We start from the raw sequence: 14,870 nt of genomic DNA, 5'->3' as shown, positions 1-14,870 counted from the left end.
AATATGAATCATAAAATTTATATCGCAGGTATATTCCTTATTTTATTGGCAACTGCATGCCGGAAAGAGGAGGTAACCGTTTTTCCGGACTATGATAAAAACTGGCTGGTTGTGGATGATAATCCCAACGACCCCACCATTCATGGCAATTATCTCTTCTTTAAAGAGACTGGTATCCCGGTTTACGTTAATGATACAATTGGTACACAAGCCCGTGTAGATGTTTTTGGACGAAATTTCACCCATTATGAGAAATTGTCTTTAAGTTACTCCATTGGCGGTCTCCAGGCTGGAGCGCCACCCCTCGTTTATTCATTTAGTTATTGCAACAAAGCGGATGTACCTGCTGCACTTGCTTATTTAAAGAGCGAAATTTTGCCTGTATTACCGAAAGGCATTTATGTGCCCAGTATTTTATTGGTCGCCAACCTGAATACCAATGGTTTTAAATATGCTTTTAAGGGTTTAAATACCGTAGTAATCGGTCAGATTGCGAACATTCCTACCATGGATCAAACTACAAAAGTACAGTATAAAGGAGCAATCTTGCGGGCCATGCTTACAAATGCTATGCTTAGGCCTAAATACGCCGATATACTGGACAAATTTGCCAACGCTACCAGGAAATTTGTTACCGTTAGTGACGCTTATGACCTGGCTACCTTTTACCTCAACTCCAGGGTAACTGGTTTACCTGCCGGCGTAAGTCCATCATTACAAGCCATAGGCTTTATTGATGCGGAGCCAACAAATCCATATATAACGCCTGCAACGCCTTCTATGGATGCAAATATGTACGTGGAAGCCATACTTGGGCGTACGGATGCAGAATTTAAAGCTTTATATGGCACAAATCCTGTAATCATGATAAAATATAATTTAATACGCCAAATATTAACAGATTTAGGCATCCCAACTTTATAAACTACTTAACGGGTGTGGCGAATGCACGCCATACCCATCCTATTCAAAAATAAATACATGAAAAAATCAATTATTGCTATTTTAATGGCGACGATGTCACTGACGGCATTTGCACAGAGTGCTACCATTACAGGTAAATTTAAGAAGCTTCTTCCCAATGGTGCACTAGCTGAGAGTATGCTTATCGCCAAACCAGAAAATGCAGATTTAACTTTAATCGCCGAACCAAAAATCGATAAAGTAACGAAAACTTTTACTGCTGAATTGAGTGCTTCGGATCTGGATGTGATCAGGTATGTTGGCATGTATGGAGAGCTCTATCCATTTTACCTTCATAAAGGAGAAAATCTGATGATTGACGCTGGCGATGGGGCCATTACGTATTCCGGAAAAGTGAATAAAGAAAATAAGGTTTTTGCCGACTGGTATAAAATGTTACTTCCGCTTAGAAAGTATGGTTATACCCCAAAGGGATATGCGTTACCTAGTGAAGGCTATGTGAAGGTGTTGGATTCGTTGGAAAAGCCAGTTGCCGATTTTGTTCAAAACATCAATACTGGAAACGCTTCTTTTGATAAACAAGTTAAATTCCTCCTGCCATACAGCTATAAGTTTGATGTTTTAGTGCCGATTGCGACTGGTTTAAATGTAGGTAATAAAAATGAATATCCTCCTTATCTGGTTAATTGGTTTAAAAATGAGACTTTTTCTGATAAGCAAATCTGGACTTTACCTATAGGTTTTAACTTAATGCAGTACTTTGGTTTTGCAAAACACATTATATACAACAACGAACAAGGTATAGGAGGCCAATTACTTGTACCTGAGATCACTGATAAAGAGTTAAAAGCAGATTTCGCTTTAGCTCAAGCTGAAAAAGGCGCAACTTTCGATCTTTTAGGTTATCTGGCTACCTATCGGTCTTCTATGGTTACTGAGAAACAGAAGGCAAAAATGAAAGTGTTAGAGGCCCGCGCTAAAATGAGGGTTGCAGGAGGAGATTGGATAGATTTTTCATATCCCGATCTGAATGGAAAAATGCACCGTCTGTCAGAAAACCTTGGTAAAGTGGTGCTTGTTGATGTTTGGGCAACCTGGTGTAAACCATGTTTGGACGAGCTACCGGCCCTTGAAGCTATGGAAAAAGCTTTTGAGGGAAAGAATGTGACATTTATCAGCCTCTCCATTGATACCGATAAAGCAAAATGGAAGGAAATGGTAGAAAGTAAGAAAATGTCTGGCTTGCATTTGTTTTCTAACCGCAAGGGGCCGATTGCAGATGACTATGAGTTGGAAACCGTGCCTCGTTACATGTTATTTGATAAAAACGGCAAAACAGTAGCTATTGACGCTCCGAGACCGTCAGATCCAAAACTAGCAGAATTAATCAATTCAAAATTATAATACATCCCAGGGATTTACTATGAGACTATTTTTAATTTCAGCATATATTGGATTGATTACCCTATGCCATACTGCAACCTTTGGCCAGGGTATAAAATTTGAGGAGCTGACAATGCGTGCAGCGATGGCTAAAGCTTCCGACCCTGCCAGCCCTAAACTGATCTTTATGGACTGCTACACCAGCTGGTGCATTCCATGCATTGAGATGGCTAAAATGGAATTTCCCAAAAAGGTAATGGGCGATTATTTCAACCCAAAGTTCGTTTCTGTAAAATTCGACATGGAAAAGGGAGAGGGGAAGGAGCTTGCGAAAAAATACAACGTCAGTGCTTACCCGACTTTTTTAATTCTTAGTGCTTCGGGACAGGAAATTAACAGGGTGGTGGGAAAAGCCGGTGCCGAAGATTTTATTGAAAAAGTAAAAGCGGCACTAGATCCCAAAAATTCGCTCGCAGGGTTAAAAGCGGCTTATGAGGCAAAAAAAGACTTGACAAATGGGTTGCCTTATGCTAAAGCTTTATATCAAAATTCTAAAGACCCATCACCTGTTTTGGAAGAGATATTTGATCATGCCGAGGAATACGAGCGTTTTAGCGTAGATTTTCTTGAAATGGCATTAGGAACGGTAAAGTTTGGCAGCCCGTTTTTCAGAAAGATAATGCTAGAGAAACAACATTTGGATCTTGCTATGGGTACGGAAGTAATTAATAGAATCCTCTTTGATAAGGTTCGTAAAGATATGTATATCATTGCTTACGAAAATGGTGCTCGGTATAATGTTTTTTTTACGCCAAAAGAGGTGGAGGACATCGCCTATACCATCTCCTTGCTGAAATTAGATCCACAGGAACCTGAAAATCATATTTGTAGGATTGCTTTGTTTGTTGTCAATAAAGATCTGGATGGAATGATCGCTTATTATAAACGGTATATTCAGCAATTGCCAACCAACACCGTTTTTAAAGGCATTCTGGAAGATGTTTTATTTAAGCAGACTCCGAAAGCGACGGAAGCTCAGAAAGCAGCCATAAAAGATTACTTTAAGTCGGCATCAGAATCCTATGGGAAAACAGCCCGCCAGTATGACGCCATAACGGAGAAAATTAAATGAAAATGAATTTTAAAAAACATAGTGGCATAAAGAAAATCGCTATTTTACTGATCAATTTATTGATAGCCGGTATTGCTCATGCCCAGGTTTTCACCAATGATGCCAAAATAGCAGCCGATTATCAGAAATCTGTAGATTCTTTGCTTTTAAAAGTGAAGACGGTTACTTTAGAGGATGCCAAACAGATGCTGGCTAATCCATCTAAATCAGCTGCTGTTGGAATTGTTAAACCTTCTAAAAAAGCTTTAACGGCCAATGCCATCTACGAACGTGCAAAAGCGGCTACTGTAATTACAGGTTGTGTTTATTTATGTCCCAGGTGTTCTAATGCACATATCAGCGAATCTTCAGGTTACATTATTGATCCCAAAGGGATAATGGTAACAAATTATCATGTAATCGCCCAGTATGCGAATATGGCTGACGGCAATAAGCCTTTAGGTTTCGTTGTTCGTATGGCCAATGGACGTACCTATGCTGTAAAATCGGTATTGACTTCCTCAAAAGAAAACGATTTAGCCTTACTTCAACTGGAAACAAATGGTGAGGTTTTGCCTGCCTTACCGCTTGCAGAAGGTGCAAAAGTGGGCGAAAAGGTATTCGTATTGGGACATCCAAAAGGGATGCATTACTTTTTTTCACAGGGAAACGTGATGGACAAATACCTGGAGGAAGCGGGAGAACCAAATAGAAAGTTCTTTCGTGAAATGGTCGTTATTTCAGCGGATTATGCTACAGGATCAAGCGGAGGCCCGGTGATGAATGAATATGGTGCTATTGTTGCTACCGTTTCGAATACACATCCTTTGATACACAGCGAGATGAATCCGGGATTGCAGATGGTATTGAAGAATACGGTGCCGGTGGAATCTTTGTATAAACTTATAAAGCCTTAAAATAGCGCTTTACATAAGTAATCTAATACAGTTAAATCCAAAAAGAGAAATGCCTTGAAATGGTATTTCTTCTTTTTGGATTTTTGCTAGTACCACAATTTTAATATTTAAATTAATTAAAAATTTTGCTCGTTATTATGCATGTAATAATGTTTAAAGAAGTGAATTATGGTAAAGAATAGTATTCCAGGAATACAGAAAGGTAAAGATGAAATCCTTGATCAAGCCATTAGACTGGCCAGTCAGAATTAAACATACTCGTGATGCGCTCAAGATAAACTTCTCACCAAGCCCTAAATGCAAAAAACCTACAACTTTCGTTGTAGGTTTTGGCTCCCTCTGCTGGGCTCGAACCAGCGACCCTCTGATTAACAGTCAGATGCTCTAACCAGCTGAGCTAAGAAGGAGTGCTGGTTGTTTCCGAAAACGGGCTGCATTGTACTTTTCGGCACAATAAAGCTTGTTTGTTTTGGGAGTGCAATATTAGCGCTTTTAAATTATTTATGCAAAAAAACATTAAAGAATTATTAAAACACACTAATAATTAACCAGATAAAAAATCTTTCCAGAGTAAATTGCCGGGCATAATCAAAAAGCCACCCTAAATGGTATTTAAACTTACATATTTTTCCTACTAAAAATATTTGCTTGGCAGTGCATAGTATCCCTTTCCGGATAACAGGCTGTAATCTTCCTCATACTGTTCCCTGTCATCTCCTGCAAAATTCTGCTGATGCTTATATTCACCTGAATGAATGAGGAGAAGTGATCTGTTTTTTGAATTTCTAACCACATCCTGCCGGGAATGGATAATCGGGGTCACTGGATCGCCTTTTTTTCCCCTACTTATCTTCGAGGTAAAATTCCAGGCAAAGGAAATAAAATTCAATGGAGGAACCTCTGTTCCCGGGATACAATCTTGAGTAGGATAGCATACCAGGGTGATATCGGAGGTATGGTAAGAATAGGCATTGTTTTGTCCTGCAACAATATTCCTATATTCGATCCTGGCATAAGGTTTATTAAATGGCCCATAATTGATTTCAAATGGCGCTTCTACATTAGTATCATCAACAAGGTACCTTAACCTGAAACTGATTGGAACCCCGGGATCGTCCATTGAATAAGTCGAATTTGAAGAAAGTACCTCTACAAAACCTGCCAGGCTGCTGATGGTTTTCAGATCGCTTACATTTTTATCCCCGTTTGGCCCTGTTATGGCATATTTAATCTCAGAACTTTCGAGGATCTGTTTTTCCGAATCACTAAGCGAAGTACCTATCCCCACCAGCCCCTGCAGTATTCCGATCTGCTTGGTTACCGCATTATAAACCGAAGCGGAGTCACTATTGGATTCAATAGTCATAATGCCCATCCTTCCATAGGTTACGCTACTAACATAATATGGGCTTTTACCGCCGAATACGGTAGCGGTATCAAGTCCGGTAGGATCAAAAAGTTCGTTATAATCTGAAGGAACATCTACATCTACTGTAAAATTCTGTTGATAAAATTTTAGAATAAAGCCAGTGCTACGTGTAACAGACTGAGAACCTCCAGTGGTGGTATTTCCCTGTTTGTAGAGAAAAAGATCAAGGTTTTTATTGTAACCGTAAAGGGTTTTGATCATATCGTAATTAGAGAATGATGTCATTTCGAACTGGAGCCTTGCTGCACCAATTCTTCCTGGATTAATGTCGTTAAGATCTTTAAGCGCAGCCCTTACAAATGCCCTATCGCTGCTTGGCCTGGCCATTACCGTTTTGGCTACTTTTGTTCCACTTACGGGCAAACTGGTTGACAGGTTAACGGGACGGATATTAGCCGAGATATTCGGAATGATACTTGGGGCAAAAACATCGGCCCGTATGCTGTTGCCATTCAGTATGGCGCCCGGAAAAATGTTCAGTCCCATTTCTGGGGATATTACAAAAACATTTGATTTGAATGATTCCACGAACATTACTTTATTCGGATCAGCACCAAAATCACTAACCAGTTCGCCAGTGCGGTAAGTGCCAGCGATTAATGGAGGTCCGTCGAAACTACCGCCATCCATTTTACGCCTTTCCAGTACCGCGCCCAAACTTCCAAGGTTGGAATATTCATTATTTTTAACGCTAAAAGGGCTAAGAACAGATTTTTTTAGGCCCTTAAAATCTTTTGAAGCAGCGCTAAACAATGCATCCGATTCCATTTTGCGACAACCCGATGCAATAAAAAGGATCAGGAGCATGACTCCTGATAAAATATTGATTTTTTTCATTGTTAATTTCTTTTAAGTTTAAAATCACTGTATGCTTTTATCAGCCCTTCTCCAGTAGAAGAAAGTCCGATGTATTTCTTAATCTTTGGGCTTTCTACGGTTCCGCCGGCAGGAACCTGTTTAACTGTTCCCAATTTCTTAATTGCGCTACCTGATGATTTTGTCGTAGGAGAAACGATGGCTTTAACTGCAGGATCGGCAATATCGGCAAAGTCGACCGTTACATCATCCATGGTTGAAATACCAGCAGGCAAACCATCAAAAAAGTCGCCTTCACCATTGGCATTCCTGGTCTGGTACATTGCTAGATAAACTTTGTAACGATCTATTTTTATATCAAAAAAGCCCACAGGCTTTCCATAAGTACTTACATTGCCCGAACCATCAGCAGATACGCCTACCAGCTGAACCTTTAGGTAAGGCTTTAATACATTGATCAGAAGCTCGCTTGCCGATGCTGTTTGACTGCTAACGATAAAACTTACTTTTTCCAGGTGCAGTGCATTTCCCTCGATCTCAAAATTATTCCTGTTTGCAGCAGGGCTATAATCAATATCGTGCAGCGTGGCAATCTTCCCATTAATATAAACAGGCTTATTATCAAAACCCAATATTGGCTGGTTGGCAAGAAGATCAGCTTTTCCGGCCTGCATCTGGCTGTTGTAGTATTCAGTAAACATCATTTTTCCATCTGCAGACTGCGGGGCTATGCAATTTGCGAGGTATCTGCAGGTATTTTGGTATCCTCCTGTATTATAACGTAAATCTACAATCAGTTCCGATATTCCGTTAACAGCAAACTGGTTTAGTACCGGACCGAGAAATTGCCTGGTATTTTCCTCGTCGGTAAAGCTCTTGTAAGCGATATAGCCGATTTTTTTGTTTTCAACATTCAGTACAGCACTTTTCAGTACGGGACTAGGCACGAAATACTGTTTTTTGAGTTGTATTGTTCTGTTAACCGGAAGATTGTTCTCCAAGGTCTCGGTAACTATAGACAGGTTACTGCCATTCAGTGCAGAAGATATATAGCTATAATAGCCCGTTGAGGCAACTGCTTTTTCATTATTGATGCTAACTACTTTTTGTCCACGCCTTAGCCCTGCCTGCCAGGCGGGAGCATTCATGTCAACATATAATATCCTGATACCATCCGAAGTACCCACAAATGCCAGACCGAACCCATTATCGTCACTATTGTATCTGGGTACTGTACCGGCAGAACCTGTCTCAATCAATGATGAATATTTGGGAATCCCGGCAGCGTTTGCATTATATTCGAAAGGCTTGTTATTGGAAGGATTTATCGCAAACCTGCTTAGCGCAAATATTTCATTTTTGTAAATATCGATTTCATTACCGGCTCCCCCGTCATAAAATCTGGCTGGTTTAAAATCCTTACCAGCCGGGAGTTCGCTGTTCCATAGGTAGATTTGTTGCGCATAGGCATAGAGCGAATCGAGATTGCTCATGATCTTTTCTTTTCTAACTTCTACCTGGGTTTCGACAGGTGGATCTGACGGATCTTTTTTACAGGAGAAAAACAAGGTCGAACAGCACATCAACACCATAACAGAACTGGCATTTTTTGCTATAAAACGGAGCGGAATGTTAAATTTTTCCATAATAACTGTTAATAGTAATAATCAACCTTGAATATGGGTTTGTAGGGCGAATTGTCTTTCAGGTATTTTAAGGAAAACTGAACCGGTACGCCCGGATCGTTTGCTGTAAATTCGCCCAGGCTTTCGCTGATAAAATTTGAAAGGCCATCATAACTTCCGGGATTGTTGATTAGCTGGGTTACGGCCCCTCCATTACTTCCCATCAGGTATACGGTTAGCCTGCTGGAATTGAATATACTCTCTTCTTCAAAGGTGAATGTTTCCGTTGTTTTTTTGAATATTTTCTTCACCACCTTTTCAAATGCCGTTTTGGTTGCAGCGCTGTTGGAGTTGGTTTCGATCATCAGAAAACCGAAACGGCCATAGGTTACCGAATTGATATACACAGGAGAAACCCCTTCATATACACTTGAGGGCGTTCTTGTGTAATCGATCAGCTGACCTGTAACAGGATCGGAAGGCATGGCCAAGGTAAAATTCTTGACCAGGTAAGTCAGTATCAGCCCGGTTGAATAAGAAGTTCTGGAATTTGCAGAATTAAAGGAGCTATTTACCGAAGAGAATAGTCTTTTTTCGTTCAGGTTATAGCCAAAAGAGAGCTTGGATTCTTCATAAGAATTGAAAAACGAAGATGCATAAGAGAAATCTTCCAGCTGCCTGCCCGAAAAAAAAGGATCCATCAGTGCATTTCTTAAAAAAACCCTTGTTTTAGAAAGCGACGGTGTATCGATTTTACCTGCAGCCTTATCAGATGGAAAAGAGGCCAAAATATCGATAGGAAGTTTTACATAACCTTTTAAGGGCGAAAAATTTCCACTGGCTACAGAGGCACTCTTAATAATCGAACCAGGATAAACATAGGATTCGTTATCTGGGGTTACCACCATTTCATCAGACTGGTATATTTTGGAAAAACCATCAGTCCAGCTGCTGTCTCTCAAAAAAGTAGTGGTATTCTGTTTTGCTCTGTCTAGAAAATCCTTTAGTTCCTTGTTTCGGCCGCCTTCAATCGTGATCATGCCCAAAGGTTCTATTTTAAGATTACCATATACCGAAGATAAGGGCAGGCCTTTTTTCAGTTGGGTATTTTCGGTTAAAGTTTCAGCGCGATCAATATCTTTTTTACAGGAAAGCAGGCATATAGCAAGGCTTAGCAACAGTATGAGTTTATTGTTGTACATATATTTCAGATTTGGGTTAAACAACAATGAGGCTGCCTGGCAAAGCCAGATAGCCTCCTGTTTATTCATCATCTACTCGTAAATATTCTGTTTTTTAGTTACTATGTACCTGAACCTGAAATTTATTCCAATAGGTACTGAAATCACTCAGGTAATTAAGCGTGTAGTAAAGCGGAACACCTGGAGCCTGCCATGAGAATTCGCCTCCACCAGCAATGATCTGTGCAAAACCGGGAATCCCCTGTATGATTTTGGCCAGATCTTTACCTTCGGCACCAATGATATAGATACTGATCTTTGCGTTGTTCAATACGTCGATCTGACTTTTTGTAAGGTGTGCAGAAATATTCAACGAATCTTTAAGCACAGGCAATGGTAAATTGAATACCGCTTTTATACTGCTGGTAACAGATTTGAAACTGGAATCAGACTCTATTGTCATAATTCCCTTTCTACCATAAGTTATCGAACTAACGATTAATGGATCGTATTGGCCAAATTTGCTTTTATCAATAGGATCTTTTAAGAAAGGTTTGTCGATAGGCGGCTCCAGATTGACAGAAAAATTCTCCTGCGTAAATTCAGCACGTACCCTGGTTTTATTGTTTGATAGTGCAGTAGAATCTTTGATATCAAGTTTGAACAAACCTGCAACTGAGACGTTTGCTCCAAATGACAGTTTTAGTTCCTCGTATCTTTTGAATGATTCCATTTCATACCTGAAAGAAGAAAGCTGTTGGCCGCTACCCACTTTTAGCGCAGCCTGAAGATAGGCCCTTTCGGCAGTTGGACTAGGAGAAGCAAGTGTTTTAGAAATGCTATCGGTAGGAAATGAAGCATAAATGGTAATCGGGTTCCGCTCTGCCGCAGTAACAAAAACGGGCAAGAAGTTGGAAGGGTTACCAGCATTTTCGGCTTTGATTATCGCACCAAGGTAAACCTGACGACGGATGTTATCAAAAACAGCTGGCATCTCTGTAGACTGTAGAAAAAGTGTTTTACCATTTCCACTCGCCCATACACTGTCTCTGAGCACCTCAACCGTATTCTGCTTTTTCTGCTCTAGTATTTCGGCTATCGTTCTGGTATCGGATACGTTAACCTTGATCACTTCGGTAGGTAAGCGTTTTGCCCCTTTAAATTGCGAAATGTAACCTTTTGGCCCTTTAGGAGTGTTTTCCTGTGGACTTTTTTCCAATTGCGATTTTTTACACGCGTTGAAAAATGTCACGCCGGCTAGCGCCAACGCAAGCGTTAATAGATGTTTTTTTTTCATAGGATTAAATGTTAATGGTGATAGATAGTAGATGTGATATTTTATATGCTGATTTTCTCAGTAGGATAAGGTTTAAGGTGACAGACTATTAACTAAAAACACAGTAGATAAAATTAGTAATTGTTACAATACGCTAATGATCAACTGTGTTAAGAAATTATTATGTTTTTTAAAGAAGTATTATTTGCTCAACTGCAAATTAAACTAACTGAATATTTCCTTGATGCTTTCTGCGGCATAACCGGCACTTGCGGTCATTCCTTTGCCGCCAATGGCGGTGTGGATATGGATACGGTCGTCCAGATCGTAAGTTACAATGTGTTTCGTAGGGTGCTGCGGATAAAAGCCGGCCCAGGTACTTTGCAGTTTGCGTACATCAAAATCCACTATACGGGCAGCTTCGGCTAACATCAGCTCGTTAATGTGGGTACTTAAGTCGAAACCCAAATCATCAAAATGATTTACATCAGTATATACGTGCGAATCGCCGATGATGATGGTATTATCCGCTGCTTTTTTAAACAGGATGTGAGCCAAAAAACCGCTTTCCAAAAAAAACGGCCTGACCTTATTTAGGCCAGACCGCTATATATTAGTTTAAAAAAAAGATTAGAAACTATATCTCGCTCCCAATTGCATCTGGTAACGTGACGCAAAGAAATCTCTTGAATAAGAAGTTACATCGCTTTGTTTGAAGCTATAAGTAGGATAAGTAGTAGCGCTACCTGCAGAAATTACTTTTCCTGTAGCATCTTTAGCAAGTGATAAACCAACACTAGCCATTGAATTGAACGTATTAGGAGAAAAATATTGAATTCCCCAATCTTTATTTACCAGATTGGTTAGGTTAACAATATCGTAAGTTAAAGTAAGTACATGTGGGTGTTTACCTTTTGTAACCTGAATATCCTGAGAGAAACGGAAATCAGCCTGAACGTTCCAAGGGGTACGTGCGCCGTTACGTTCTGTAAAATCGCCACGACGGGTGCTTAGGTATTTATCACTATTGACGTAGCTATCAAACGCTGCTGCCTGTGCAATTCCATCAGCTGTATTGGCAAAAAATTTCTGTGTTTCGCCAGCTGCCGGAATATACATTAAACTTACGGTTTGTCCGGTTCCATTGATTGTACTGTTCACTAAACCCAATGAATAAGGAGAACCTGATTGACCACTGAAGAATAACGAGAAGTTAGAGACATACTTACCGTTTTTAGCCCAATCTAACCTATAATTGATGGTAGAGATAATCCTGTTGCGGATATCGAAGTTAGAATAAGCCAAACCTGGGTTATTTGGACTTAAAGCCTGATTTAACTGCCAGTTAGATTCCATCGAGTTCCGGATACCGTTTGCAATATCTTTTGACTGACCATAAGTATAAGCCACCATTACATCTAATCCAAACGGTAAAGATTTACTAATCTGTCCTGTTAAGGAATATTTATATCCTTGATCGGTGTTTGATAATAAATAGGCATTGGTGTACGATGGATTGATTTTCGTTCCTGAATAAATGGGCTGTTGTTTTTGAGTATCATAAACCATGTATTTTGGATTATCTACGTAGTTAATTTGCTGGAAAGCAACATCCTTAATAACCTTGCTATAAATACCCTCTACAGTAAATTTCCAGTTATCCTGTGTTTTGAAATCAAAGGCTAGATTACTTCTCCATGCTTTTGGCATTTTAAAATTATTATCCACTAAATCTACTTGTGTTGCGCCATTTGCATCGTTAATGTTTACGCCTTGTTTGGCGGCGTATCCTGCTTCGCCATTTCCACCTAATGCATCTTTAATTGGATCGGTACCAGGCACTTGCGTCACAACCTTGTTTCCTGTTGCAGGTTTAAGATCATAAGAACCATAGTTTACACCATTATTGTAGTACGCATAACCTAACCAGGCAAAAGGTACACGACTGGTAAATAAACCACTACCACCGCGTACAATCAAACTTTGATCACCCAATGCATCGAAATTAAAGCCTAATCTTGGTGAAATCTGAACTTTATTTAAAAACTTATTATTAATGTTTGAAGGTTGGGTATAGGTATATGTTGTAGCATAGTTAGGATCAACTGGTGAGTTAGTTGTTTTACTACTCAAAGTTGGCATGGTTGGTAAATCAGCCATATCGAAACGCAAACCTAATGTCAGTTTAAATTTATCGCTCAAACGCATTTCATCCTGCCCATAAGCGCTATAAAGATTAACATTGAATTTAGCTGTCGGATTCGCAATAATATTATCGCGGGTATTATCAGCATAATCAAAACTTGTACGTACTCTTTTTGGCTTGTTGTTTAAGAAGTCATCAACACTATCATAAGCTACCCTACCGTTCCAGGCATTTACAAAACCGTAATTGATTTTATAAAATTCATTGTGGGTACCCACTGTAAAATTATGTATGCCTTTGCTGAATGAATAGTTATCCGTTAGTTCAAAAGTATTTTGCTTCATATTAAAAATACTTGCTTCTCTATCTGTACCCAGGAAAATAGTACCACCATTAGAGCCAATTTCAATTTGTGGGATAGCAGGATCAGAAAGAGGTGTACGGAAATCGTGTACAGTTGAGTAACCTAAAATCAGGTTATTTGTGGCTGAATTTCCGAAACGGGTTTTCAGATCGGCAACGGTTGACGATTGGTTGTTATTCTGTTTAAAATCGATACCGCCAAACCTGAAGTTAGACTGATCTCTTTCTAAGTTTGTTGCTTTCGAAACAATGGTGTTATTTCTGATGGTTAACTGGGTACTTTCACTGATATTCCAATCTAAACGGTTAAAAAATTTGTTAGACTGCGAATAAATATTATAATCTCCGAATGAACCCGCATCAATACCATAAGCATTTTTCATGCGGTCAGAAATTTTCTGTGCGTCAGATAAAGTAAGTAATTTCATGTCAGATGATCCTGCACCTAAAATAACAGGGTCCTGACGGCGGGTAATCTCCTCGTTGGTAAAGAAGAATAACTTATCTTTTATAATAGGGAAACCTACACGGAAACCGGTTTGATAATCGTGAAAGGCAGAAGGCTCTTTTGCATTATCGCCGATTTTATTTCTACCGATCAATGAAGCGTTACGGCCATAACCATAAACCGATCCTACTACCTCGTTGGTACCACCACGCGTAACAGCGTTAATACTACCACCTAAAAAGTTACCCACTTTAACATCGTAAGGAGAAAGTAGAACGGTAACATCCTGGATCGCATCAAGCGAAACCGGGTTGGTACGTGTACTGCTTCCCGGCATGCCCGAACTTCCGCTCTGGCCACCCAAAGAAGGACTAAAACCAATGGCATCATTGTTAATCGCACCATCAATGGTTACGTTGTTATACCTAAAGTTGGTACCGCCAAAGGTATTGTCTTTACTACCTTGAGGCGTTACACGGGTAACATCCTGCAAACTGCGGTTCATGGTAGGTAAGGTTTTAATCTGACCTTCGCCAATGCTGGTACCTGCGCCAGATTTTGTTCCGCCCTTTTGACCCTTAATACTTACATCAGCAAGTTGATTACCCTGCTCCTGAAGATCAAGATCAAGTTTTAGATCTGAGCCAAGGGTTAAATAAATGTTTTCTTTTACTACTGGACTATAACCTACAAAAGTTACGGTGATTTTGTATGGTCCACCAGGATTTAAGTTGCCAATACGGTAAAGCCCGGATTCGTTTGACGAACCTTTGGAGACTGTTCCTGTAGGAACGTGTACCATAACGATGGTTGCACCAGGGATGATACCTTTGTTATCCTTAATCTTTCCATTAATACTAGACGTTGTAACCTGCGCCTGAGCAAACGTGACCAGGAGTACAAGAATACTTACTAGCGATAGTATACGTGATTTCATTTTCTGTTATTTTATTTGGCACAAAACAACAGTCTTAATGTTAACTGAATATTAACTTGAAATTAAGTTTAACCTTATGTTAACAATATGAAAATCAGAATTAAACAATAGGAAAACAATTCCTTAACAGCTCTTTAGAAGCCGGAATATGATGAAGAGCGATATGCCCAAATATCAGATAGAAAGATGAAGATTTGATGAAGATTTAAAAAATCAGAAGTCTTTAGTCGAAAGCCTGAAGTCAATTTTCAGTTAACAATTTTCAGTTGACGGCCACTCAAGCTCCCTAAAATGATACCAACAAACAAATGACC

10 protein-coding genes and 1 tRNA gene are annotated in these 14,870 nt (G+C 39.7%); 4 read left to right on the top strand and 7 right to left on the bottom strand.

The features are described 5' to 3' along the window. Positions 1-3 precede the first annotated feature (3 nt). From KYH19_RS23285 to KYH19_RS23270, 4 genes are read left to right on the top strand one after another with little or no spacing between them, the layout of a single operon-like run. Positions 4-924, top strand: a complete 921-nt coding sequence (locus KYH19_RS23285; protein ID WP_219076957.1) for a hypothetical protein — start codon at positions 4-6, stop codon at positions 922-924. A gap of 57 nt (positions 925-981) precedes the next feature. Beyond that, a complete protein-coding gene (locus tag KYH19_RS23280) occupies positions 982-2,328 on the top strand; it encodes a TlpA disulfide reductase family protein (protein WP_219076956.1) in 1,347 nt (448 codons plus the stop codon). Between the two features lie 19 nt (positions 2,329-2,347). Then, the gene (locus KYH19_RS23275; RefSeq protein WP_219076955.1) at positions 2,348-3,439 is read left to right on the top strand and encodes a thioredoxin family protein; all 1,092 of its coding nucleotides are present in this window, start codon (positions 2,348-2,350) and stop codon (positions 3,437-3,439) included. Between the two features lie 2 nt (positions 3,440-3,441). Further along, positions 3,442-4,335, top strand: coding sequence for a serine protease (locus KYH19_RS23270; RefSeq protein WP_219076954.1), 894 nt, complete (start codon positions 3,442-3,444; stop codon positions 4,333-4,335). A 330-nt stretch (positions 4,336-4,665) separates the two neighbouring features. Here KYH19_RS23270 and KYH19_RS23265 read toward each other — a convergent pair. The 7 genes from KYH19_RS23265 to KYH19_RS23235 form a co-directional block, all read right to left on the bottom strand. Beyond that, a tRNA-Asn gene (locus KYH19_RS23265) sits at positions 4,666-4,742 on the bottom strand. A 227-nt stretch (positions 4,743-4,969) separates the two neighbouring features. Next, entirely contained in the window at positions 4,970-6,601 is a 1,632-nt protein-coding gene (locus tag KYH19_RS23260) for a thiol-activated cytolysin family protein (RefSeq protein WP_219076953.1), read from the bottom strand. Between the two features lie 2 nt (positions 6,602-6,603). Further along, positions 6,604-8,226, bottom strand: coding sequence for a S41 family peptidase (locus KYH19_RS23255; protein ID WP_219076952.1), 1,623 nt, complete (start codon positions 8,224-8,226; stop codon positions 6,604-6,606). 8 nt (positions 8,227-8,234) lie between these two features. Then, complete coding sequence (locus KYH19_RS23250; protein ID WP_219076951.1) at positions 8,235-9,479, bottom strand: thiol-activated cytolysin family protein; 1,245 nt, start codon at positions 9,477-9,479, stop codon at positions 8,235-8,237. A gap of 22 nt (positions 9,480-9,501) precedes the next feature. Further along, entirely contained in the window at positions 9,502-10,683 is a 1,182-nt protein-coding gene (locus tag KYH19_RS23245) for a thiol-activated cytolysin family protein (protein ID WP_219076950.1), read from the bottom strand. Between the two features lie 204 nt (positions 10,684-10,887). Then, complete coding sequence (locus KYH19_RS23240) at positions 10,888-11,235, bottom strand: FAD-binding oxidoreductase (RefSeq protein ID WP_219076949.1); 348 nt, start codon at positions 11,233-11,235, stop codon at positions 10,888-10,890. A gap of 57 nt (positions 11,236-11,292) precedes the next feature. Then, complete coding sequence (locus KYH19_RS23235; protein ID WP_219076948.1) at positions 11,293-14,556, bottom strand: TonB-dependent receptor; 3,264 nt, start codon at positions 14,554-14,556, stop codon at positions 11,293-11,295. Positions 14,557-14,870 lie beyond the last annotated feature (314 nt).

Source organism: Pedobacter sp. D749, from assembly GCF_019317285.1.
In the GTDB taxonomy this organism is placed as follows: domain Bacteria; phylum Bacteroidota; class Bacteroidia; order Sphingobacteriales; family Sphingobacteriaceae; genus Pedobacter.
This window is presented reverse-complemented; position numbering and strand designations above follow the sequence as displayed.